The organism is Xanthomonas prunicola (assembly GCF_002846205.1).
Lineage (GTDB): Bacteria > Pseudomonadota > Gammaproteobacteria > Xanthomonadales > Xanthomonadaceae > Xanthomonas > Xanthomonas prunicola.
Map to the genome: position 1 here is coordinate 738,762 of NZ_PHKV01000003.1, position 22,751 is coordinate 761,512.

The 22,751-nt window shown below is 62.2% G+C and carries 29 protein-coding genes; 4 read left to right on the forward strand and 25 right to left on the reverse strand.

The window, feature by feature from the left end:
- Window positions 1-41 precede the first annotated feature (41 nt).
- Window positions 42-536 (reverse strand): peptidylprolyl isomerase, encoded by a 495-nt coding sequence (locus tag XpruCFBP8353_RS13295; RefSeq protein ID WP_010368631.1) that lies wholly within the window; start codon window positions 534-536, stop codon window positions 42-44.
- A gap of 241 nt (window positions 537-777) precedes the next feature.
- Between XpruCFBP8353_RS13295 and typA the strand changes: the two genes are divergently transcribed.
- The 3 genes from typA to XpruCFBP8353_RS13310 all read left to right on the forward strand — a co-directional run bounded on the left by typA (window position 778) and on the right by XpruCFBP8353_RS13310 (window position 4,846).
- Window positions 778-2,607 carry a translational GTPase TypA gene (gene typA / locus XpruCFBP8353_RS13300; RefSeq protein ID WP_101363627.1) on the forward strand — a complete coding sequence of 610 codons (1,830 nt, stop codon included), beginning with the start codon at window positions 778-780 and terminating at the stop codon, window positions 2,605-2,607.
- A 69-nt stretch (window positions 2,608-2,676) separates the two neighbouring features.
- The gene (locus XpruCFBP8353_RS13305) at window positions 2,677-3,096 is read left to right on the forward strand and encodes a DUF2127 domain-containing protein (protein ID WP_207759640.1); all 420 of its coding nucleotides are present in this window, start codon (window positions 2,677-2,679) and stop codon (window positions 3,094-3,096) included.
- 103 nt (window positions 3,097-3,199) lie between these two features.
- The gene (locus XpruCFBP8353_RS13310) at window positions 3,200-4,846 is read left to right on the forward strand and encodes an amidase (protein WP_207759641.1); all 1,647 of its coding nucleotides are present in this window, start codon (window positions 3,200-3,202) and stop codon (window positions 4,844-4,846) included.
- Window positions 4,847-5,098: 252 nt separating this feature from the next.
- Here the strand turns inward: XpruCFBP8353_RS13310 and XpruCFBP8353_RS13315 are convergent, their stop codons facing one another.
- The gene (locus XpruCFBP8353_RS13315; RefSeq protein WP_101363630.1) at window positions 5,099-6,226 is read right to left on the reverse strand and encodes a mechanosensitive ion channel family protein; all 1,128 of its coding nucleotides are present in this window, start codon (window positions 6,224-6,226) and stop codon (window positions 5,099-5,101) included.
- 85 nt (window positions 6,227-6,311) lie between these two features.
- The gene (locus XpruCFBP8353_RS13320) at window positions 6,312-7,709 is read right to left on the reverse strand and encodes a class II 3-deoxy-7-phosphoheptulonate synthase (RefSeq protein WP_101363631.1); all 1,398 of its coding nucleotides are present in this window, start codon (window positions 7,707-7,709) and stop codon (window positions 6,312-6,314) included.
- 247 nt (window positions 7,710-7,956) lie between these two features.
- Between XpruCFBP8353_RS13320 and XpruCFBP8353_RS13325 the strand changes: the two genes are divergently transcribed.
- A complete protein-coding gene (locus XpruCFBP8353_RS13325) occupies window positions 7,957-10,080 on the forward strand; it encodes a TonB-dependent receptor (protein ID WP_101363632.1) in 2,124 nt (707 codons plus the stop codon).
- Window positions 10,081-10,610: 530 nt separating this feature from the next.
- Here XpruCFBP8353_RS13325 and XpruCFBP8353_RS13330 read toward each other — a convergent pair.
- The 22 genes from XpruCFBP8353_RS13330 to rplV all read right to left on the reverse strand — a co-directional run bounded on the left by XpruCFBP8353_RS13330 (window position 10,611) and on the right by rplV (window position 22,746).
- Complete coding sequence (locus XpruCFBP8353_RS13330) at window positions 10,611-11,129, reverse strand: disulfide bond formation protein B (protein ID WP_101363633.1); 519 nt, start codon at window positions 11,127-11,129, stop codon at window positions 10,611-10,613.
- Between the two features lie 396 nt (window positions 11,130-11,525).
- Window positions 11,526-11,909 carry a 50S ribosomal protein L17 gene (rplQ, locus tag XpruCFBP8353_RS13335; RefSeq protein ID WP_003486665.1) on the reverse strand — a complete coding sequence of 128 codons (384 nt, stop codon included), beginning with the start codon at window positions 11,907-11,909 and terminating at the stop codon, window positions 11,526-11,528.
- A gap of 181 nt (window positions 11,910-12,090) precedes the next feature.
- Window positions 12,091-13,089 (reverse strand): DNA-directed RNA polymerase subunit alpha, encoded by a 999-nt coding sequence (locus XpruCFBP8353_RS13340; RefSeq protein WP_002811635.1) that lies wholly within the window; start codon window positions 13,087-13,089, stop codon window positions 12,091-12,093.
- A 53-nt stretch (window positions 13,090-13,142) separates the two neighbouring features.
- The gene (gene rpsD / locus XpruCFBP8353_RS13345; protein ID WP_002811641.1) at window positions 13,143-13,769 is read right to left on the reverse strand and encodes a 30S ribosomal protein S4; all 627 of its coding nucleotides are present in this window, start codon (window positions 13,767-13,769) and stop codon (window positions 13,143-13,145) included.
- A 15-nt stretch (window positions 13,770-13,784) separates the two neighbouring features.
- On the reverse strand, window positions 13,785-14,177 hold the full coding sequence (rpsK, locus tag XpruCFBP8353_RS13350) for a 30S ribosomal protein S11 (RefSeq protein ID WP_003486671.1): 393 nt from the start codon (window positions 14,175-14,177) through the stop codon (window positions 13,785-13,787).
- Window positions 14,178-14,187: 10 nt separating this feature from the next.
- Window positions 14,188-14,544, reverse strand: coding sequence for a 30S ribosomal protein S13 (rpsM, locus tag XpruCFBP8353_RS13355; protein WP_003486672.1), 357 nt, complete (start codon window positions 14,542-14,544; stop codon window positions 14,188-14,190).
- A 332-nt stretch (window positions 14,545-14,876) separates the two neighbouring features.
- Complete coding sequence (gene secY / locus XpruCFBP8353_RS13360) at window positions 14,877-16,241, reverse strand: preprotein translocase subunit SecY (protein WP_008571664.1); 1,365 nt, start codon at window positions 16,239-16,241, stop codon at window positions 14,877-14,879.
- Between the two features lie 7 nt (window positions 16,242-16,248).
- On the reverse strand, window positions 16,249-16,692 hold the full coding sequence (gene rplO / locus XpruCFBP8353_RS13365) for a 50S ribosomal protein L15 (RefSeq protein WP_003486676.1): 444 nt from the start codon (window positions 16,690-16,692) through the stop codon (window positions 16,249-16,251).
- Between the two features lie 4 nt (window positions 16,693-16,696).
- Complete coding sequence (rpmD, locus tag XpruCFBP8353_RS13370; protein ID WP_003486678.1) at window positions 16,697-16,888, reverse strand: 50S ribosomal protein L30; 192 nt, start codon at window positions 16,886-16,888, stop codon at window positions 16,697-16,699.
- Entirely contained in the window at window positions 16,881-17,423 is a 543-nt protein-coding gene (rpsE, locus tag XpruCFBP8353_RS13375; protein WP_003486682.1) for a 30S ribosomal protein S5, read from the reverse strand. Before rpsE ends, rpmD begins: the two co-directional genes overlap by 8 nt.
- Window positions 17,424-17,581: 158 nt before the next feature.
- On the reverse strand, window positions 17,582-17,941 hold the full coding sequence (rplR, locus tag XpruCFBP8353_RS13380; RefSeq protein WP_101363634.1) for a 50S ribosomal protein L18: 360 nt from the start codon (window positions 17,939-17,941) through the stop codon (window positions 17,582-17,584).
- A gap of 91 nt (window positions 17,942-18,032) precedes the next feature.
- A complete protein-coding gene (gene rplF / locus XpruCFBP8353_RS13385; protein WP_101363635.1) occupies window positions 18,033-18,560 on the reverse strand; it encodes a 50S ribosomal protein L6 in 528 nt (175 codons plus the stop codon).
- Window positions 18,561-18,575: 15 nt separating this feature from the next.
- Complete coding sequence (rpsH, locus tag XpruCFBP8353_RS13390; RefSeq protein ID WP_010371096.1) at window positions 18,576-18,974, reverse strand: 30S ribosomal protein S8; 399 nt, start codon at window positions 18,972-18,974, stop codon at window positions 18,576-18,578.
- 205 nt (window positions 18,975-19,179) lie between these two features.
- The gene (gene rpsN, locus XpruCFBP8353_RS13395) at window positions 19,180-19,485 is read right to left on the reverse strand and encodes a 30S ribosomal protein S14 (protein ID WP_005917137.1); all 306 of its coding nucleotides are present in this window, start codon (window positions 19,483-19,485) and stop codon (window positions 19,180-19,182) included.
- Between the two features lie 18 nt (window positions 19,486-19,503).
- Entirely contained in the window at window positions 19,504-20,046 is a 543-nt protein-coding gene (rplE, locus tag XpruCFBP8353_RS13400) for a 50S ribosomal protein L5 (protein WP_010371090.1), read from the reverse strand.
- A gap of 11 nt (window positions 20,047-20,057) precedes the next feature.
- On the reverse strand, window positions 20,058-20,375 hold the full coding sequence (gene rplX / locus XpruCFBP8353_RS13405) for a 50S ribosomal protein L24 (protein ID WP_003486696.1): 318 nt from the start codon (window positions 20,373-20,375) through the stop codon (window positions 20,058-20,060).
- A 15-nt stretch (window positions 20,376-20,390) separates the two neighbouring features.
- A complete protein-coding gene (gene rplN, locus XpruCFBP8353_RS13410) occupies window positions 20,391-20,759 on the reverse strand; it encodes a 50S ribosomal protein L14 (RefSeq protein WP_003486699.1) in 369 nt (122 codons plus the stop codon).
- A 14-nt stretch (window positions 20,760-20,773) separates the two neighbouring features.
- Entirely contained in the window at window positions 20,774-21,043 is a 270-nt protein-coding gene (gene rpsQ / locus XpruCFBP8353_RS13415; RefSeq protein ID WP_101363636.1) for a 30S ribosomal protein S17, read from the reverse strand.
- Window positions 21,044-21,054: 11 nt separating this feature from the next.
- Window positions 21,055-21,240 carry a 50S ribosomal protein L29 gene (rpmC, locus tag XpruCFBP8353_RS13420; RefSeq protein ID WP_006450638.1) on the reverse strand — a complete coding sequence of 62 codons (186 nt, stop codon included), beginning with the start codon at window positions 21,238-21,240 and terminating at the stop codon, window positions 21,055-21,057.
- The gene (gene rplP / locus XpruCFBP8353_RS13425; protein ID WP_011036127.1) at window positions 21,240-21,653 is read right to left on the reverse strand and encodes a 50S ribosomal protein L16; all 414 of its coding nucleotides are present in this window, start codon (window positions 21,651-21,653) and stop codon (window positions 21,240-21,242) included. Before rplP ends, rpmC begins: the two co-directional genes overlap by 1 nt.
- A 5-nt stretch (window positions 21,654-21,658) precedes the next feature.
- Window positions 21,659-22,393 carry a 30S ribosomal protein S3 gene (rpsC, locus tag XpruCFBP8353_RS13430; RefSeq protein WP_005993372.1) on the reverse strand — a complete coding sequence of 245 codons (735 nt, stop codon included), beginning with the start codon at window positions 22,391-22,393 and terminating at the stop codon, window positions 21,659-21,661.
- Between the two features lie 17 nt (window positions 22,394-22,410).
- On the reverse strand, window positions 22,411-22,746 hold the full coding sequence (gene rplV / locus XpruCFBP8353_RS13435; protein ID WP_002811686.1) for a 50S ribosomal protein L22: 336 nt from the start codon (window positions 22,744-22,746) through the stop codon (window positions 22,411-22,413).
- Window positions 22,747-22,751 lie beyond the last annotated feature (5 nt).

A 22,751-nucleotide genomic window follows, 5' to 3' on the forward strand; every position in this document is an offset into this window, starting at 1 on the left:
AAGCAAACGGCCGCACATGGCGGCCGTTCGACGTGATGCGATCAGGCGGCGAGGATCTTGTTCCACTCCGCAACGCGGTCGGCCTTGGCGGCCAGCACAGCGTCGGTGTCGCCTTCGATGGTGAGCGTATTGATGGTGTCGCCCTGGGCCACGCTATCGACCACGTCCAGGCCCTGGGTGACCTTGCCGAACACGGTGTGCTTGCCGTCCAGCCACGGGGTGGCGGTGTGGGTGATGAAGAACTGGCTGCCGTTGGTGTTCGGGCCGGCGTTGGCCATGGACAGCACGCCGCGCTCGTGGCCGACGCCGTTGTTGGCCTCGTCTTCGAAACGGTAGCCCGGGCCGCCGCGGCCGGAACCTTCCGGGCAACCGCCCTGGATCATGAAGTCGGCGATGACGCGGTGGAAGCTCAGGCCGTTGTAGAAGCCGCGCTTGGCCAGATTGACGAAGTTGGCAACCGTCAGCGGGGCCTTCTCCGGGTACAGCTCGACAACGATCGGGCCGCGGGAGGTGTCAAAGGTGGCGATCAGGGACATGGAAATCCTTGCAGGTTCTGGAGTGATCAACAGCCCATTAGGATACACCCGGGCGTGCGACCGGCCGCGTGGTTACGACCATGGTCCAAAGCCTGCCCGGCCCGGCCATGGGCCTCGTCACGCTGACTGAATGGGCGATCTGAACGGACTTTTGCCAATCCGCAACGGTAGCGCAACGAAACCGCTATAATGTCGGGCTTACCTCATCTCAAGACTGGCGCCAGACAGGGGCCCTTTCCGCATGTCTATCGAAAAACTCCGCAATATCGCCATCGTCGCGCACGTCGACCATGGCAAGACCACCCTCGTCGACTGTCTGCTGAAGCAGTCCGGCACCCTGTCCGAACGCACCGTGTTGGCTGAGCGCGTGATGGACAGCAACGATCAGGAAAAGGAACGTGGCATCACGATCCTGGCCAAGAACACGGCCATCACCTGGAACGGCAACCGCATCAATATCGTCGACACCCCGGGACACGCCGACTTCGGCGGCGAAGTCGAGCGCGTGCTGTCGATGGTGGACTCGGTGCTGATCCTGGTCGACGCGATGGACGGCCCGATGCCGCAGACCCGGTTCGTGACCCAGAAGGCGTTCGCGATGGGCTTCAAGCCGATCGTGGTGGTCAACAAGATCGACCGTCCCGGCGCACGCCCGGACTGGGTGATCGACCAGGTGTTCGACCTGTTCGACAAGCTCGGCGCAACCGACGAACAGCTGGACTTCCCGATCGTCTACACCTCCGCGTTGAACGGCTACGCCAGCCTGGATTCGGACGTGCGCGACGGCGACATGACCCCGCTGTACGAAGCGATCATGCAGCACGTGTCGGCCCCGGACGTTGACCCGGACGGCCCGTTCCAGATGCGCATCAGCCAGCTGGACTACAACAACTTCGTCGGCGTGATCGGCATCGGCCGCATCCAGCGCGGCGTGCTGAAGAAGAACATGCCGGTCAGCGTGATCGACCGCGAAGGCAAGAAGCGTCAGGGCAAGGTGCTGCAGGTGCTGGGCTTCCTGGGCCTGGAGCGCATCGAGCAGGACACCGCCGAGGCCGGCGACATCGTGGCCATCTCCGGCGTGGCCGAGCTGACCATTTCCGACACCGTGTGCGCGCTCGATCATCCCGAAGCGCTGCCGGCGCTGACCGTGGACGAGCCGACCATCTCGATGACCTTCCAGGTCAACAACTCGCCGTTCGCCGGCAACAAGGACCTGTCCGGCGGCAAGTTCCTGACCAGCCGCCAGCTGCGCGACCGCCTGGACCGCGAGAAGGTGCACAACGTGGCACTGAAGGTCGAGGAAGGCTCCGACGCCGACAAGTTCCTGGTCTCCGGCCGTGGCGAACTGCACCTGTCGGTGCTGATCGAGAACATGCGTCGTGAAGGCTACGAGCTGGCCGTGTCGCGTCCGGAAGTGATCATCAAGGAAATCGACGGCAAGTTGATGGAGCCGATCGAACAGCTGGTGGTGGATATCGAAGAACAGCACCAGGGCGGCGTGATGGAAAAGCTGGGTACCCGCAAGGGCCAGCTGAAGAACATGGAGCCGGACGGCAAGGGCCGTGTGCGTCTGGATTACATGATCCCGGCGCGTGGCCTGATCGGCTTCCAGAACGAATTCCGCACCCTGACCCAGGGCTCGGGCCTGCTGTTCCACGTGTTCGACCATTACGGTCCGAAGGAACAGGGCGCGATCGCCAAGCGCCAGAACGGCGTGATGATTGCCAATGCACCGGGCGCCACGCCGGCCTATGCACTGGGGCCGCTGGAAGAGCGTGGCCGCCTGTTCGCCGCCGAAGGCGACAACGTGTACGAAGGTCAGCTGGTCGGTATCCACTCCAAGGACAACGACCTGACCGTCAACGCGATCAAGACCAAGCCGCTGACCAACATGCGCGCTTCGGGCAAGGACGATGCGATCAAGCTGACCCCGGCGATCAAGTACACGCTGGAACAGGCACTGGACTTCATCGAGGACGACGAGCTGGTGGAAGTCACCCCGAAGGAAATCCGCCTGCGCAAGAAGTTCCTGACCGAAAGCGACCGTAAGCGCGCTGGTCGTTCGGGCTAAGTTGTCAGGCCGACACGCGTGAGCACCAAACCCTATAGCCCGGATCCGCGCGCGCATCCGGGGCTGCATGTGATCGCCTTGCTTGAGGCGGTCAAGGGAACGCTTGCGCTGTTGGCGGCGACGGGCCTGGAACTTCTGGGCCCGCTCCCGCTGCAAAATGCGGTCATCACCCTGATCCGCCGCTTCAATCTGGACCCGGAGCACGGCGCACTGCCGTCGTTGCTCAAGACCATCAGCCCCGATGCCGTGCATCTGGCCGCTGCCGCCATGCTGGCCTACGGCCTGCTGCATGTGGTGGAAGCCTGGGGATTGTGGCGTGCCAAGGCCTGGGCCTCGGTACTGGGCTGCCTGTCGGCGGCCATCTATCTGCCTTTCGATATCTACGCCATCGTCCGCCATCCTGGCTGGACCGCCTGGGCCGTGCTGGCGATCAACCTGATCGTGGTCGGCGTGCTGGCACGCGATCTGGTGCGACGCCGCCAGCGCTGAGCCGCCCTGCCCGTTTGCGGGCACATCATCCGTTGTCACCCCGACGCAGCGCCGTTAGCCTGCGACCTCTCCCCGGGGAAGATCATTCATGCGATTCACCACGTTGTCTTTCGCGCTGCTTGCTGCACTGTGCGGTTGTGCGCATGCCGATGACCCGTCGCGCCCGGCGACCGGCACCCCAAAAGAGTCTGCCGCCCCCTCCATCGATCTGACCGAGGCCGACGTGGCCGGCCTGCAAGCCCGCATGAGCAGCAGTCAAAGCAGCAGCCTGCAGCTCACGCGCGCGTATCTGCAGCGCATTGCCAGCATCGATCGCGCCGGCCCCACGCTCAACGCGGTGATCGAACTCAATCCGCAGGCCGAAGCCGACGCGCGCGCCTTGGACGCCGAACGCAGCGCCGGGCGTGTCCGTGGGCCGCTACATGGCATCCCGGTGCTGCTCAAGGACAACATCGACGCGCTGCCGATGGTCAACAGCGCCGGCTCGCTGGCACTGGCCGAGTTCCACCCCAGCCGCGATGCCTTCCTGGTACAACGCCTGCGCACCGCCGGCGCGGTGATTCTAGGCAAGACCAACCTCAGCGAATGGGCCAATTTTCGCTCCACCCAGTCCAGTTCCGGCTGGAGCGGGCGCGGCGGGCTGACCCGCAATCCGTATGCACTGGATCGCAATCCCTGCGGCTCCAGCGCCGGCACTGGTGCGGCCATCGCGGCCAGCCTGGCCACTGTTGGCATCGGCACCGAAACCGATGGCAGCATCACCTGCCCTGCTTCGGTCAACGGACTGGTCGGACTCAAACCGACCGTGGGCCTTGTCAGTCGTGACGGCATCATCCCGATTTCCGCCAGCCAGGACACCGCCGGGCCGATGACACGCAGCGTCGCCGATGCGGCCGTGCTCCTGCAGGCCATCGCCGCGCCCGACCCGCAGGATCCGGCCACCGCCAAGGCGCCAGCGACCAGCGTCGATTATCTCGCCCACCTGAAGCCCGACTGTTTGCGTGGTGCGCGCCTGGGCCTGTTGCGCAATCCACTGCGCGAAGATCCTGCGATTGCCGCAGTATTGGATCGCGCCGTACAGACCTTGCGCACGGCCGGTGCCACGGTGATCGAGACCCGCCTGGCCACCGAGGGGCAGTGGGATGCCGCCGAGCAAACGGTGCTGTTGGTCGAATTCAAGGCCGGCTTGAACGCGTATCTGCAAACCCACGCTGCGCCCGTGACGAGCCTGGAACAGGTGATTGCCTTCAATCGCAAGCATGCGCAGCGCGAGATGCCGTATTTCGGGCAAGAGTTATTCGAACAGGCGCAGGCGGCGCCGGGTCTTGACGACGCGGGGTATGCGAGCGCGCGCGACACTGCCAGGCGGCTAGCCGGGCCAGAAGGCATCGACGCAGCATTGAAGGCAGATCGCCTGGATGCCTTGATCGTGCCCACGACGGGCGCGGCGTGGATCACCACGCTCGGCAAGGGCGACACCTTCCCGGGTGCTGGCTATGGCGCTGCGGCGGTGGCCGGCTACCCGAGCCTGAGCGTGCCGATGGGACAGACCCAGGGCTTGCCCTTGGGTCTGTTGTTCATGGGCACCGCCTGGAGCGAGCCGCGCCTGATCGAGCTGGCGTATGCGTACGAACAGCGCAGCCATGCGCGCTTTACGCCTGGCTATGCGCCGCGTGCGCCGGCTGCGCCAAGATCTGCCACGTCAGGGACTGCGCCTGTGGCACCGCCGGGTTCTATCACGCGTGATTGAGCGCCGCTACACCTAGCGCACAAGCGCAAGAACCGCCCCGGCGGGTATTTGCGCGTTACCTGCCGCACACCCTAGATGCCGGCAGGTAGCGCCATACGACCCGCTAAGAGGCCGCCAAGAACATTGCCAGCAGTCGTCAGGTGGGCATGGACGGCGCGCTCACAATCACAATCGCATGCACGAGTGGTACATGCCGATTTCGGACACCGGCCGCACTCGCTTGGCGGCTGTGCAGTCGGTTTCTGAGCTGCGCTAGATGGTGGTCGCGGGCTCGCCGTCCTCGGCGCCCGGCGAACGCACGCTCTCCTGTGCAATCGGCTCGGCGGCGCGCGATGGTGCTTTTTCCTGCGACGCGATTTCAGCGCGAATCCTCGGCAATGCATACGCATGCTCGCGGGTCAGGAAATCGATCATGCGTTCGCGCACCAGGCAGCGCAGGTCGAAGGCATCGCCCGAGTTGCGCGCGCTCACCAGCAGTCGGACCTGGATGGTGTTGTCGCTGGTGTCGGTAATCTGGGTCACACACACGCGGCCATCCCATAGCGGCTCGCTGTGACAGATGCGCTCCAGCTCCGCGCGTACCGCTGCAATCGGCGTGCGGTAATCCAGCCACAGAAACGCGGTGCCGAGCAGATCGGCGCTGCTGCGCGTCCAGTTCTGAAACGGGTTTTCGATCCACCAGGTCAGCGGCACCACCATGCGGCGCTCGTCCCAGATCCGCACCACCACGTACGAGCTGCCGATCTCTTCGATGCGGCCCCACTCGCCTTCCACGATCACGACATCGTCCAGGCGAATCGGCTGGGTCAATGCAATCTGCAGGCCGGCGATCAAGTTGCCGAATACCGGCTTGGCCGCGATACCGGCCACCAGCCCGATGATGCCCGCCGAGGCCAGCAAGGTCTTACCGATCTGGCGCACCTGCGGAAAGGTCAGCAGGACGACAGAAATACCGAGCAAGATCACCGTGCCCATCAGCACGCGGCTCAGTACCCGCGTCTGGGTCTGGATGCGACGCGCGGTGAGGTTGTCCGACACTTCGATCGGGTTGCTGCGCAAGATCGCCGCCTCGCCAGCAGCCACCGCGCGCACCAGCAACCAGGTGACGCAGCCGACGATGCCCAGGTGCAGCAGATGCTGCACCGCTGCCAGCGCCTTGCCGGCCAATGGAGTCGCTTCGGTGGCGATCCCCAGAAACAACAGCGGCAAAATGAAGGCCGCCGGCAGCGTGATCACGCGAATGATGCGCGCACGGCGATAGTCGCGGCCCTGCATGCGGCGGAACAGCCACAGCATCAGCGACCAGGTGACGACACCCGCCAGCAGCGCGGCGCCTAGCGGGATTGCGTATTCGCGGATGACGTTCCAATCGGCAGTCAAACCGTTCCTCCTGTGGGGGGAAAGAGGGATGGCTGCAAGAGCATGCCGCACGCGGCATGAGCATCACGTCATGCGCACGGTGCGGTCACGCGCCCAGCGGCTGCGAGCTCACCTGCTGTTGCTTGCGCACGATCGCCATCGCAATTTCCAGCGACTGCTCATAGTTCAAGCGCGGGTCCACGCTGGAGCGATAGGCCCGCTCCAGATCACGCTCGGTCAGCTCGCGCGCGCCGCCAGTGCACTCGGTGACATCTTCGCCGGTCAGTTCCAGATGCACGCCACCCAGCCGCGTACCGGCGGCCGCATGCAGGTCGAAGGAGACTTCCACTTCGTTGCGGATGTTGTCGAAACGACGCGTTTTATAGCCATTTCCGGTGCTTTCGGTATTCCCATGCATCGCATCGCACACCCACAGCACCCGTCGCCCATCGCGCTTTACGGCATCCAGCAGCGGCGGCAACTTCTCGGCGATCTGCGCTGCGCCCATGCGATGGATAAAGCTCAAGCGCCCGGGCTCGTCGTCGGGATTGAGCACATCGATCAGGCGCAGCAGTTGATCTGGCTGCACCGACGGCCCGACTTTGATCGCGATCGGGTTGCGCACGCCACGCAGGTATTCCACGTGCGCCCCATCCAGCGCCGCGGTGCGCATGCCGATCCATGGGTAGTGGGTGCTCAGATTGAACCAGCCCCACTGCCGCGGCACCTGCCGGGTCAGGCCTTCTTCGTACGGCAGCAGCAAGGCTTCGTGCGAGGTGTAGAAGTCGATGCGATTGAGGTTGTACACCTCCGCACCGGACAGGGTTTCCATGAAGCGGACGGCATCGCCGATCGAAGCGACCATCTTCTGGTAGTCCGCCGCCAGCGGTGAATAGCCCACCCAATCCAGATTCCAGTATTCGGGGTGATGCAGGTCTGCGAAGCCGCCGTCGATCAACGCACGCACGAAGTTCATCGTCATCGCCGACCGCGAATGCGCGGTGATCATGCGGCGTGGATCGGGCACGCGCGCCGCTTCGGTGAAGGCCGGCGCATTGATCACATCGCCGCGGTAGCTCGGCAACGTCACGCCATCGCGGGTCTCGGTATCGGCCGAACGCGGTTTGGCATATTGCCCGGCAAAACGGCCCACCCGCACCACCGGCAAGTGCAGCCCGTGCACCAGCACCAGGCTCATCTGCAGCAGTACCTTCAACCGATTGGAGATGGTACCCGACTCGCAATCGCTGAAATTTTCCGCGCAATCGCCGCCCTGCAGCAGGAAGCGCTTGCCTTCCTGCGCTTCCGCCAGCTGGCGCTTGAGCGCAAAGATTTCCCACGAGGTCACCAACGGCGGGAGCTGCCCCAACTCGCGCATGGCGGCCTGCAGCGCGATCTCATCCGGATACACCGGCAGCTGCAATGCAGGTTTGCCGCGCCAGCTGTCCGGCGCCCACGCTGCGGCGGCGGGATCGGAAACGGGAGTGGGGGCGGAAAGATTCATGAAAGGGCTCCTAGGCAGTCTGCGATGTTGGCAGAGCCGGAACGCTACGCAAAGCACCCGCATGCCAAGCGCACCGGATTGCCATCGCAGCGCCCGCAGTGGCACTGGCGCGCAAGCGCCTGCGACCTGAACACCAAGCAACATCCCCGATTCGAGCCATGACTTTCGACCTACGCTAGCGCTCGTCAATAAGTCCAATGTTACAAAATAACAACACCCCTCCCCTCACCCGCCTCGCGAAACTGCCATGACTCCTCGCCTTCTGTCTGCTGCCATTACCGTCGCCCTGCTGGCCGCACCCGTCGGTGCGGCGTTTGCCGCCGATGCCGACTCCGAGCGCACTACCGATCTGGATACGGTCAATGTGATCGCCAAGCTCGAGGCGGCGCGCAATGCCCTGTCACCGGATATCGGCAGCAGCCAATTCGCCATCACCGCTGAAGATATCGATCGCCTGCCGCTTGGCGCCGCGACTCCGCTCAACCAGGTCCTACTGCAGGCACCGGGCGTGGTGCAGGATTCCTACGGCAGCATCCACGTGCGCGGCGACCACGCCAACCTGCAGTACCGCATCAATGGCGTGATGATTCCCGAATCCATCTCCGGCTTCGGCCAGAGCCTGGAGCCGCGCATCATCAAGAACCTCAAACTGCTCGATGGTGCATTGCCGGCGCAGTTCGGCGATCGCACTGCCGCGGTGGTCGACATCACCACCAAGAGCGGTGCAGAACTCGGCAATGGCGGCAGCGTCGGCATCACCGCTGGCTCATTCGGCACCATCAACCCCAATGCCTCGCTTTGGGGCAGCAGCGGGCGTTGGAGCTGGTTCGTCAGCGGCGATTACGACCAGAACAAGAATGGCCTGGAAAACCCTGTCGACAGCCTCAATCCGATCCATGACAAAAGCCATCAGGGCAAGGGCTTCGCCGATCTGACCTACCTGGTCAACGAGAACACCCGTCTCAGCCTATTGGTCGGCTACGCCAACAACCGCTTCCAGATCCCCAACAACCCCGGGCAGACGCCAGCCTTCGATTACCTGGGCACCACCGATTTCGATTCGTCGCAGCTGGACGAAAACCAGCGCGAAAACACCCGTTTCGGCACGTTGGCCCTGCAAGGCACAGTCGGCGACACCAGCTATCAGATCTCCGCCGGCCAGCGTTACAGCAGCGTGGCCTTCTCACCCGACGTCGCCGGTGACCTGATCTTCAACGGCATCGCCTCGCAGGTGGACCGCAGCAACCGCGCCAATACCTTGCAGGCGGACTTCGCAACGCCGTGGGGCGGCTCGCATACCTTGCGCTATGGCGTGTACGGCAATTTCGAACATGCCATCGCCAGCAACAACTCTTACGTCTTCCCGGCGAACGATGACGGCAGCCAGAGCAGCAACGTGCCGCTGTTCATCCCCGACGGCAGCCGTTTCCATGCCAGCACCTACGCGCTCTACCTGCAGGACGAGTGGAAAATCGGCGACGACTGGACCGTCAACTACGGGCTGCGCGGCGACAAGTACAAGGCGTTCGGCAATACCGAAGGTCAGCTCAGTCCGCGCCTGGGTGTCATCTGGCGTGCCAGCGACAGCACCACCGTGCATGCCGGTTACGCGCGCTACTTCACCCCACCGGCCAGCGAGCTGATCTCCACCAGCGACATCGCGCTGTACGACGGCACCACCAATCAGCAGTCGGCCGGCAACGGCCAGACCACGCCACTGAGCGAGCGTAGCGACTACTACGATCTGGGCATCTCGCAAGCGGTCACCGACCATCTGACGCTAGGTCTGGACACCTATTACCGCAAGGCGGATCGGCTCCAGGATGAAGGCCAGTTCGGTGCGGCCTACGTCTATTCCACCTTCAATTACCGCTATGGCCGCATCCGTGGCGCCGAGTTCAGCGCCGACTACACCAATGGGCCGGTCACGGCCTATTTCAACGTCGCCTACAGCAAGGCCATGGGCAAGCGGGTCATCACCAGTCTGTATAACTTCGACCCGGATGCACTGGCTTATGTCTACGACAACTGGATCCACCTGGACCACGACCAGAAGCTGACGTCCTCCGGCGGCATCAACTACGCCTTCAGCGAAGGCAGCAAGGTCGGCCTCAACTATCTGTTCGGCAGCGGCTTGCGTACCGACACCGACACCGTGCCCAACGGCGCTTCACTCCCGTCGTACTTTCAGTTGAATGCCAGCGTCGGGCACGACTTTGACGTAAATACACATCCGCTGCATGTGCAACTGGCCGCGGTCAATGTCCTCAACCGCAGCTACCAACTGCGCGATGGCGGCGGCATCGGCGTGTTCGCGCCGCAGTGGGCGCCACGCCGCGGCGTCTATGTGAGCCTGCAGCAGGACTTCTGATTGCGGTACAAGGGGCAGCGGATGGTCCGGATGCAGTCCGGTTCATCCGCGCGCATGGCGACGATGACGACGCATGAAGAGGCGACAGGATCAGCGTGCGTGCTGGCTGCATGGCTGGTGCGCATCGTCTGAAGGGCGCGTTGTTACCAACTTGTCGCTCTTACCGATGCTGCGAGCCAAGTCGCGATCCACCAGAGCTGGCCAGCGGGAAAAACCAGGCGTTAGCCACGCCGTGGATCTCACTCCACTCGACACGCCGCAAACGCGTGCAAGCGACAGCAGGTGCCCAAGTGTTGGATGCAATGAAACACACGCATCGAGCGCGTCGAATGCGTGCGGCGTAGATCGGTTGCGTACCGATGATCCAAAGGGGATGACCGGCAGCAGATCAGGGCACCCCTTTCACCCGTCTATCAGCCGTCGAACAACGCACCATCGCCGCCCAGGCGACGCAGAGCCGCGGTTTGGCTACCGCGATGACACCCGCCCGCCTCCAGGGCTGCAACAGGCGTGGCAACGCGCGGCACCGCTCAGTGTCGCACCGAACTACGTCGTGCCTTGAAGCCCGCGTACAGCGCCCACAGCGCCAGCGCCACGAACCACACCATGCTCCACATCGGCATGCTCAGCCCCAGGAAGCGCCAATCGATATTGCCGCAGTCGCCGGTGCCGGTCAGCACGGTACGGAACACCTCGAACGGCCCCATCGTCTCGCTCAGAAAGCTCAACGGCGGCCCGCACGAGGACATCATGTCCTTGGGCCGGATCTGCACCCAGACGTGCCGCGCAGCGATGCCCATGCCCACGCCTGCTGCGATGAAGCTCAACACGCCATAGACCTTCCGCGCGCCCGCAGCTCGCGGCCCATGCAGCGCGCCGATCAGGAAAAACACCGCCAGCGCCGCAAATGCGATCCGCTGGAAGATGCACAGCGGGCAAGGCTCCAGACCCAGGTGCAACTGCACATAGATCGCGTAAGCCAGCAGTCCTGCGCACGCAAGAAAGCCCAGCAGACACTGCGCCCGGAAACTCCAACGAAAAGGATTCATCGTCACTGCTTGCCTAGGGTCGAGTTGTCGATTATCAGCCATCGCCACGGCCGTGACCACGCATGCGCGAGCGGGCGGTCGCAGAGCGCGAAGCCCCTGATGCCTGAAGCCGCGGCAACGCGTGGTAACTCGCACGCACTGCCCAAGCATCAGGTCATAGCGCCACAGGTTCGTGGGCTGCGATCCGCGCTGCGCGACCTACAAACTGCGACGCATCGACCAAGCCGCCGGCCGCTGCAATGGACGCCAACCTGGCCGCCTCGCCTCATCTTTCGCGCAGCATCCGTCGACCGGCCGGTGCAGCCGACAGCATTCAACGCCACCTCGTTCGACCAGCCAATAAAAAAGCCCGGCGTGCGCCGGGCTTTTTCAAGAACCTTCACAGAAGCGATCCGATTACTCGGCAACTTCTTCAGCAACGACCGGACGGTCGACCAGCTCGACATACGCCATCGGCGCATTGTCACCGGCACGGAAGCCGGCCTTCAGGATGCGCAGGTAGCCGCCGGGACGGGTCGCGTAACGCGGGCCCAGCTCGACGAACAGCTTGCCCACTGCTTCCTTGTCGCGCAGGCGAGCGAACGCCAGACGACGATTGGCAACGCCATCGACCTTGCCGATGGTGATCAGCGGCTCGGCGACGCGACGCAGTTCCTTGGCCTTCGGCAAGGTGGTCTTGATCAGCTCGTGCTTGAACAGCGAGGCGGCCATATTGCGGAACATGGCTTCGCGGTGCGCGCTGGTACGGTTGAACTTACGGCCGGATTTCTGGTGACGCATGAGTGTGATTTCCTAAGAATATTGAGACTGCTTGAGAGACGTTGTCGCCATCCTGGCGCTGTTGAATGGACTGCGGTTGGTCCGAGCCGGCCGTCCTTTGACCGGATGTCACCGCGGGCTTTGGCCCGTCGATGTGGAAAAAACAGACATGGGCGCCCGAAGACGCCCATGCCTTGACTCATTAACCAAGCATGCCGTGCTGGGCGACACCGGCCGGCGGCCAGTTCTCCAGCTTCATGCCCAGCGCAAGGCCGCGCTGTGCCAGCACTTCCTTGATTTCGGTGAGCGACTTCTTGCCGAGGTTCGGGGTCTTGAGCAGCTCCACTTCGGTCTTCTGGATCAGATCGCCGATGTAGTAGATGCTCTCGGCCTTGAGGCAGTTGGCCGAACGCACGGTCAGCTCGAGGTCGTCGATCGGGCGCAGCAGCACCGGATCCACGCCGCTGGCAGCCGGCTTGGCCGCACCGCGATCGCGGTGGGTGAAATCGCCGAACACCGACAGCTGATCGCTGAGGATGTCGGCGGCGGTGCGCACGGCTTCCTCGGCATCAATCGTGCCGTTGGTTTCGATATCGATCACCAGCTTGTCGAGGTCGGTGCGCTGTTCAACACGCGCAGCTTCCACGGCATAGGCAACGCGACGCACCGGCGAGAACGAGGCATCCAGCATCAGACGACCGATGGTGCGGGTCTCTTCGTCCGGACGACGACGCGCAGCAGCCGGCTGATAGCCGAAACCACGCTCGATCTTCAGGCGCATGTTCAATGCGGTGTCTTTGGTCAGGTGACAAATCACGTGGTCGCCGTTGATGATCTCAACGTTGTGATCGGTCCTGATGTCGGCCGCAGTGACCGTGCCCGGACCCTGCTTGGACAACGACAGCGTGGCGCTGTCGCCACTGTGCATACGAATTGCCACGTCTTTCAAGTTCAGCAGGACGTCAAGCACGTCTTCCTGCAAACCTTCGACCGTGGTGTACTCGTGGAGCACGCCGTCGATCTCGACCTCGGTGATCGCAAAACCGGGGATCGACGACAACAACACACGACGCAGGGCATTGCCCAGCGTGTGCCCGTAACCGCGCTCCAAGGGTTCGATCACGACCTTGGCACGGTTGTCGGTAAGACGTTCGATCTGCGGACCACGGGGGCGCAGAACCTGGTTGGCGGTAACCGTCATGTTGCGGGGTCTCCTGCGAACCTCCGGCAGTACCGGAGGTTCTCCAATGTGAATTACTTCGAATACAACTCGACGATCAGCGCTTCGTTGATATCCGAAGGCAGGTCAGCGCGATCCGGAACGGCCTTGAACACGCCGCTGAACTTCTTCGAATCGACTTCAACCCACGACGGCGTCATGTCGTGCTGCTCAGCCACGGTCAGGGCTTCCTGCACGCGGAGCTGCTTCTGTGCCTTTTCCGACAGCGTGATCGCATCGCCAGCCTTGATCTGGTACGAGGCCAGATTCACCGACTTGCCATTGACCAGCACGCCACGGTGCGACACCAGCTGGCGGGCGGCCGGACGGGTGACGGCAAAGCCCATGCGATAGCAGACGTTGTCCAGACGGGTTTCCAACAACTGCAGCAGGTTCTCGCCGGTGTTGCCCTTCTTGGTCGAGGCCTTCTTGTAGTAGTTGCGGAACTGACGTTCCAGCAGACCGTAGATACGCTTGACCTTCTGCTTTTCGCGCAGCTGGGTCGCGTAGTCGGAGAGCTTGCCCTTGCGAGCCGCGCCGTGCTGGCCGGGCTTCTGCTCAAGCTTGCACTTGGAGTCCAGCGCACGCGCCGGGCTCTTGAGAGAAAGGTCGGCGCCTTCGCGGCGCGCGAGCTTACAGGTAGGACCGATATAACGAGCCATTTCTTATCGCTCCCTTTAGACGCGACGCTTCTTCGGCGGACGGCACCCGTTGTGCGGGATTGGCGTCACGTCGATGATGTTGGTGATCTTGTAGCCCACGTTGTTCAACGAACGCACGGCCGACTCACGGCCCGGACCCGGACCCTTGATACGCACTTCCAACGACTTCACGCCGTAATCGAGCGCAGCGCGGCCGGCCTTTTCGGCGGCAACCTGAGCAGCGAACGGGGTCGACTTGCGCGAACCACGGAAACCGGCGCCGCCGGACGTAGCCCACGACAGCGCATTGCCCTGGCGATCGGTGATGGTGACGATGGTGTTGTTGAACGAAGCGTGGACATGAGCGACACCGTCAGTGATGACGCGCTTGATCTTCTTCTTCGTTTTCTTTTCTGCTGGCTTTGCCATGATCTATCCCTTACTTCCTGATCGCCTTGCGCGGACCCTTACGGGTGCGGGCGTTGGTACGGGTGCGCTGACCACGCAGCGGAAGACCACGGCGATGACGCAGACCGCGATAGCAGCCCAGGTCCATCAGTCGCTTGATCGCGATACCGATTTCGCGGCGCAGGTCGCCTTCGACGACATACTTGCCGACTTCGGCGCGCAGGCGCTCGATTTCGGGTTCGGACAGATCACGAATCTTCGTGGTCGAGGTAACGCCTGCGGATTCGCAGAGCTTCTTCGAACGGGTACGGCCGATGCCGTAGATGCTTTGCAACCCGACCCAGACGTGCTTCTGGGCTGGCAGGTTGACGCCTGCAATACGCGCCATGACGCGATTCTCCAACTGAGTGATGGCCCGACAGCGCCCAGGCGCCATCCGGCAGGATGGATCAAAAGTGAACTCGGAATTATAGCAAGGCCTCGGATTGCTGTGAAGCCCGTGGAACCAAAGGTTCCATGGACCCGGCGTGGGGAGTGTGCCCTCGCTCCGGCGCCGGACGGTGTTGATCCAGAAAACTGCTCCGAATCGCCTGTGCTACTCCCGCACAGGACCACCCCGTCACACCCGCGCGCGAGACGTCGCGCGAGCCGCCCTTCTGATCGGAAGATCGTGGCCCGGGAACCAGGCCGTCTTCACGTAATGAAGATCTAGTGTACCACTTAACCGCGCGCAAGACCGCCGCGCGAGCCGCCCTTGAGGTTGGCCTTCTTCAGCAAGCTCTCATACTGATGCGACATCAGGTGTGCCTGGATCTGCGCAATGAAGTCCATCACCACCACCACCGCGATCAACAGCGAGGTGCCGCCGAAGTGGAACGAGGTGCCGAGCTGCGTGCGCATGATTTCCGGCAACAGGCAAACGATCACCAGATACAGAGAACCGGCAGCGGTCAGACGCGTCAGCACGCCATCGACGTAATCTGCAGTGGCTTTGCCCGGACGAATACCCGGAATCAGCGCACCCGACTTCTTAAGGTTATCGGCGGTTTCCTGCGAGTTGAACACCAGCGCGGTGTAGAAAAACGCAAAACCGATGATCAGCGCCGCAAACACCAGCATGTGCACCGGCTCACCGGGCCCAAGCGCGTTGGCGATCTTCTGCAGCCACGAGCCGACACCACCCGACGCTGCCTGACCCGACCACATCGACAGCGTCGCCGGGAATGCCAGGATGCTGGAGGCGAAGATCGGCGGAATCACGCCGGCCATGTTGAGCTTCAGCGGCAGGAACGAGGTCTGGTTCATGTACGCATTGCGACCGCCCTGGCGGCGTGCGTAGTTGACCGTAATCCGACGCTGCCCTCGTTCGACAAACACGACGAACAGCGTGAATGCCAGGATCGTGATAACGATCAGCAGCAGCGAAATGAAGCTCAGGTTGCCTTCGCGGAACGCTTCGACGGTCTGGATGGCGGCCGACGGTAGGCCCGCCACGATGCCGGCAAAGATGATCAGCGATACGCCATTACCAATGCCGCGCTCGGTGACCTGCTCGCCCACCCACATCAGGAAGATGGTGCCGGCGGTCAGCGCAATTACCGCTGTAAGCACGAAACCCATGCCCGGGGCATACACCACCGGAGCGCCACCGGGCGCGGTCTGATTCTGTAGTGCCAGCGCAATACTGCCGCCCTGCACCACTGCCAGCAACACCGCACCGATACGCGAATATTGGGTGATCTTGCGTCGACCGGATTCGCCTTCCTTCTGCATCGCCTTGAGGGCGGGAAAGATGTGCGTGGCCAACTGGATCACGATCGATGCCGAGATGTAGGGCATCACATTCAACGCAAAAATACTGAAACGGTGCAGGGCGCCGCCCGAGAACATGTTGAACATGTCCACGATGCCGCCGCCCTGCGCCTGCATCAACGAAAGCATGGCATCGGGATTCACGCCAGGCACCGGCACGTAGCAGCCGATGCGATAAACGATCAATGCCCCGAGGACGAACAGCAACCGCTGGCGAAGTTCTGTGAACTTGCCGAGCCCGCCGCCGAGGTTACCAATGCCAGCCTGCGCCATCTGCCGATTACTCCTCTACGCTGCCGCCGGCAGCTTCGATTGCTGCCTTGGCACCTGCGGTAGCCGCAACGCCCTTCAGCACGAACTTCTTGCTCAGCTCGCCCTTCAGCACGATCTTCGCCTTCTTGGCGCGGCTCGGGACCAGATTGGCCGCGCGCAGCGCTGCAAAGTCGACATCACCGGCATCCAGCTTATCCAGCTGGTAGGACAACACTTCCGCGGTGTCGCGCGCCATCTTGGAGCGGAAACCGATCTTCGGCAGACGGCGCTGCATCGGGGTCTGGCCGCCTTCGAAGCCGGCCTTGATCTTGCCGCCGCCCTTACGAGCGAACGAACCCTTGTGACCGCGACCAGCGGTCTTGCCGAGGCCAGAACCGATACCACGACCGACGCGGGTGCGCTCGGTACGGGCACCGTCGGCCGGCTTGAGGTCATTAAGACGCAGAGTCATGGGATTACTCCTCAACCTTGACGAGGTAGTGAACCGTATTGATCAGACCACGCACCTGCGGGCTGTCTTTCAGTTCACGCACATCGTTGAGCTTATTCAGGCCCAACGCACGCACCGACAGACGGTGACGCGACTGGGTTCCACGCAGGCCACGCACCAGGCGCACCTTCACGGTCTTGTTGGTGTCCTTAGCCATGGTTGAGCTCCTCCACCTTCTTGCCGCGCTTGGCCGCAACACGCGCCGGCGACTGCACTTCCGACAGACCCTTCAGGGTTGCACGGACCAGGTTGATCGGGTTACGCGAACCAACTGCCTTGGCAAGCACGTTCTTGACGCCAACCGCTTCCAGCACAGCGCGCATGGCGCCGCCTGCGATGACGCCCGTACCTTCCGAAGCCGGCTGCATGTAAACGCGTGCTGCGCCATGGCCCGACTTGACGGCATGCCACAAGGTGCCGTTGTTCAGATCGACCGTGGCCAGGTTCTTACGCGCCTGCTCCATCGACTTCTGGATGGCGACCGGCACTTCGCGCGCCTTGCCATAACCGAAACCCACCTTGCCCAGACCATCACCGACCACGGTCAGCGCGGTGAAGGTGAACTGGCGACCACCCTTGACCGTCTTGCTGACGCGATTGACCGCGACCAGCTTTTCGATCATGCCATCGTCGACTTTCTCTTCGCGGTTACGGTCGCGATCACGACCCCGCGGTGCACGTTCTTCTGCCATCTCGATTCCTTGATTGATTGAGTATGTACGGCTCGAAGCCGCTTATGGTTGTGAAGTCAGGCTGTGTTCCCGGCACCGTTGCAAAAGAACGGGACGGTCCGGCATCTCCCTGCCGGCGGTATCGCGGATGTGGTCGATGACCACATCCGCAGCAGTGCTTAGAACTGCAGGCCGCCTTCGCGCGCTGCGTCGGCGAGCGCCTTGATGCGGCCGTGGTAGCGGTAGCCCGAGCGGTCGAATGCGACCTTCTCGATGCCCGCGGCATTGGCGCGCTCGGCGATCAGCTTGCCGACCTTGACGGCCGCATCGCTGTTCTTGCCGTTCTTCAGACCGTCCTTGACGTCGGCCTGCAGGGTGTTCGCAGCAGCGATCACCTTGGAGCCGTCGGCAGTGAAGACCTGTGCGTACAGATGCTGACCGGTGCGCAGCACCGACAGACGGGCGACGCCCAGCTCACGGATGTGCGAGCGGGTGGACTTGGCGCGGCGCAGACGGGCGATGTTCTTGTTGATGCTCATGATATTTATCCTACGGAAGCTGAAGGAAAACAGGCTTTTGCAGTGAGAAGTCCGGCCATGGATGGCCGGGCTCCTCGCAGAGGGACCTGCCTTACGCCTTCTTGGCTTCCTTGCGAATGATGACTTCACCGGCGTACTTCACACCCTTGCCCTTGTAGGGCTCCGGCGGACGGAAACCGCGAATCTTGGCGGCGACTTCGCCGACGCGCTGCTTGTCGGCGCCCTGAACCACGATTTCGGTCTGGGTCGGAGTCGACAGTGTGATGCCTTCCGGCGCCACGAACACCAGCGGGTGCGAGAAACCGAGCGCTAGGCTCAGGTCCTTGCCCTGCATGGCGGCACGGTAACCGACGCCGACCAGCTCGAGCTTGCGCTCGAAGCCTTCGGACACGCCCTTGACCATATTGGCCAGGATGGCGCGCACGGTGCCGGTGATGGCGATCTGCGACGGATCATTGGCCGACAAGGTGGCAACGCCGCCATCGATGGCAATTTCGACGCCAGTCGGCTTCGGCAGGGTCAACGTGCCCTTCGGGCCCTTGACGCTGACCAGCTCAGGCTGGACGTTGAGTTCAACACCCTTCGGAAGGGAGACAGGCTTCTTGGCTACACGGGACATGTTCGATTCCTTCCCTTAGGCCACGAAGCACAGGACTTCACCACCAACGCCGGCTTCGCGAGCCTGCGCATCGGTCATGATGCCCTTCGACGTGGAGATGATGGCGATACCCAGGCCGCCGAGGACCTTGGGCAGCTCGGTCTTGCCGCGGTACTGACGCAGACCCGAGCGCGAGAAACGCTTCAGGGTCTCGATGACCGGACGGCCTTCGAAATACTTCAGCACGATTTCCAGCTCCGACTTGTTATTTTCGGTCGCCGTAACGCGCAGGTCGGTGATGTAACCCTCGTCCTTCAGGACCTGGGCGATCGCAACCTTAATCTTGGACGACGGCAATTTCACCGTCTGCTTACCAACCGCGGCCGCATTCTTGATGCGAACCAGCAGGTCGGCGATGGGATCAGTCATGCTCATGTGAGTACCTTTGAGTGCACCGATATCCGCTTTCGCGAAAATCTTGTGTTTTCCTGGGGACGGGCCAGGACCCTTGACGCCACGCCAGGCCCGTACGGGCAAGACAGAAGCGGGAGTATACGACAAAAGAGCCCGACTTGCGTCGGACTCCCTTGTTGAACAGAACAATCCTGTTCAAATCCGGCCGCGGACGGCCGGGATGCTGTTACCAGCTTGCCTTACGCAGGCCCGGAACGTCACCGTTCATCGTGGCTTTGCGCAGCATGTTGCGACCCAGACCGAACTTGCGGTAGACACCGCGCGGACGGCCGGACAGCTCGCAACGGTTGCGGTGGCGGCTCGGCGACGAATCGCGCGGCAGCTTCTGCAACTTGGTCGACGCATCGATCTTCTCTTCGTAGGACGCATCCTGACTGGAGAGGATCTTCTTCAGCGCATCACGCTTACCGGCAAATTTCTTCGCCAGCTTTGCACGCTTGATGTCGCGGTGAATCATGGAGGTCTTTGCCATTTCGGATGTCCTCGACGGTCAGTTACGGAACGGGAACTTGAACGCTGCCAGCAGCGCCTTCGCTTCCGCATCCGTCTTGGCGGTGGTGGTGATGGCGATATCCATACCGCGAATCGCGTCGACGGCGTCGAAGTCGATTTCCGGGAAGATGATCTGTTCCTTCACACCCATGTTGAAATTGCCACGACCGTCGAAGGAGCGACCGGACACACCACGGAAGTCGCGCACGCGCGGCAACGAGATGTTGATCAGGCGATCCAGGAATTCGTACATCTTGGCGCGACGCAAGGTGGTCTTGCAGCCGATCGGCCAACCGTCACGAATCTTGAAGGATGCGACCGAAACGCGCGACTTGGTGACCACCGGCTTTTGACCGGAGATCTTGGACATGTCGGCGACCGCATTTTCCAGAATCTTCTTGTTGGTAGCGGCTTCGCCCACACCCATGTTGAGCGTGACCTTGACCAGCTTCGGCACTTCCATCGGATTGGTGTAGCCGAATTCCTTCATCAGGGCCGGCACCACGTTTTCCTTGTAAAACTTTTCGAGACGAGTGTTCATGATCTCATTCCTCAGGCGTCGAGCGCCTCACCGCTGGAGCGGAACACACGCAATTTGCGTCCATCCTCCAGCACCTTGAAGCCAACGCGCTCGCCCTTGCCCGTTGCCGGGTTGACGATATTGACGTTGGAGATATGGATCGACGCTTCACGCTCGACCACGCCGCCGGCAACGCCTGCCTGCGGGTTCGGCTTGGTGTGGCGCTTGATGACGTTGGCGTTGGAGACGATCACGCGATCGCCGTCCACACGCACCACTTCACCCTGCTTACCCTTGTCCTTGCCGGTGTTGATGACGACCTGGTCGCCCTTCTTGATACGGTTAGCCATGTGTATGTCCTCCGCTCACAGCACTTCGGGAGCGAGCGAGACGATCTTCATGAACTTCTCGGAACGCAGCTCGCGCGTCACCGGCCCGAAGATGCGGGTCCCGATCGGCTCCTGCTTATTGTTCAACAGCACAGCGGCATTGCCATCAAAGCGGATCAGCGAACCGTCGGGACGGCGCACACCCTTGCGGGTACGCACCACGACGGCGTCGTAGACTTCGCCTTTCTTGACCTTGCCACGCGGAATGGCGTCCTTGACGGTCACCTTGATGATGTCACCAATGTGGGCGTAACGGCGCTTGGAGCCGCCCAGCACCTTGATGCACATCACTTCCTTGGCACCCGAATTGTCGGCGACATCGAGGTAGCTCTGCATCTGGATCATGATTCAGATCTCCCTTATTCGGCCGAACGGGTGACGATTTCGACCACCCGCCAGTTCTTGGTCTTGGACATCGGAGCAATCTCGGTCACACGCACGACATCGCCTTCGTTGCAGGCATTGTCGGCGTCGTGTGCGTGGAGCTTGGACGAGCGCTTGATGTACTTACCGTACAGAGCATGCTTGACCTGGCGCTCCACCAACACGGTGACCGTCTTGTCCATCTTGTTGCTGACGACACGGCCTTCGACCGTGCGCAGCGTTTGCTTTTCGTTGTTGTCACTCATCGCGGCCGTCCTTACTTGGTGCTGCCGAGCAGGTACTTGACGCGAGCAATCTCGCGGCGCACCCGGCGGGTATCGTGGGTCTTCGGCAGCTGGCCGGTGACCTGCTGCATACGGAGCGAGAACTGCTCCTTACGCAGATCGGTCAGGTGGGCCTTCAGTTCGTCAGCCGACTTCTCGCGGAGTTGTTTGATATCCATCAGCGCACCGTCCGGGTCACGAAAGTGGTGGTCACCGACAATTTCGCGGCAGCAAGGCGGAACGCCTCACGTGCGATATCCTCGGGAATACCCTCGATTTCATAGATCATGCGGCCCGGCTGAATCTGCGCGACCCAGTACTCCACGTTGCCCTTACCGGAGCCCATGCGGACTTCGATCGGCTTCTTGGTGATCGGCTTGTCGGGGAACACACGAATCCACATCTTGCCGCCCTTCTTGACGTGGCGGCTGATCGTACGACGTGCTGCTTCAATCTGACGCGCGGTCAGCTGACCGTGCGCGGTTGCCTTGAGGCCGTACTCGCCGAAGCTGACGGCGTTTCCGCTCCATGCCAGGCCGTCATTGCGGCCCTTGTGCATCTTGCGATATTTGGTTCGCTTGGGTTGCAACATTGCCGTTACCTCGCTTCACGAGCCGGGCGCGAAGGACGGTCACCACGGTCGCCGCGATCGTTACGATCGTTGCGCGGGCTGTCGTCCTGCTTTTCCTGGCCAACCTGAGAGAAGTCGAAGACTTCGCCCTTATAGATCCAGACCTTGATACCGATGATGCCGTACGTCGTGGACGCTTCGGCAAAACCGTAATCAATGTCGGCACGTAGCGTGTGCAGCGGCACGCGGCCTTCGCGGTACCACTCCGAACGAGCAATTTCTGCACCGTTGAGGCGGCCAGCCACATTGACCTTGATGCCCAGGGCACCCAAGCGCATCGCGTTACCGACCGAGCGCTTCATTGCGCGGCGGAACATGATGCGACGCTCGAGCTGCTGCGCGATCGACTCGGCGACCAGCTGCGCATCCAGCTCCGGCTTGCGCACTTCGGTGACGTTGATGTGCGCCGGAACGCCCATCAGCTCGCTCACTTCCTTACGCAGCTTTTCGATGTCCTCGCCACGCTTGCCGATCACCACACCCGGACGGGCGGTGTGAATGGTCACGCGGGCGGTTTTGGCAGGGCGCTCGATCAAGATCTTGCTGACACCTGCCTGCGCGAGCTTCTTGCGCAGCATTTCACGCACTTTCAGGTCGGCTGCCAGATAGGCAGCGAAATCGCCCTTGTTTGCGTACCACTTGGAGTTCCAGTCTTTGGAGATACCAAGACGGATTCCAGTCGGATGAACTTTATGACCCATGGTCTTTTCCTTTCCGCTTACTTGGCGGCGCCGACAATCACAGTGATGTGACTGGTGCGCTTGAGGATGCGGGTACCGCGGCCTTTCGCCCGCGCCATGAAACGCTTCAGGGACGGACCTTCATCAACCATGATGGTCTTGACCTTCAGCTCGTCGACATCCGCGCCCTGATTGTTCTCGGCATTGGCAATCGCCGACTCCACAACCTTTTTGATCAGGTGTGCAGCCTTTTTGTCAGAGAACTTCAGCAGATTGACCGCACGCTCGGCGGACAAACCACGCACCTGGTCAGCGACCAGGCGGGCCTTCTGCGGGGAGATGCGCGCGGTGCGCAGGATTGCTTTCGCTTCCATCGTCA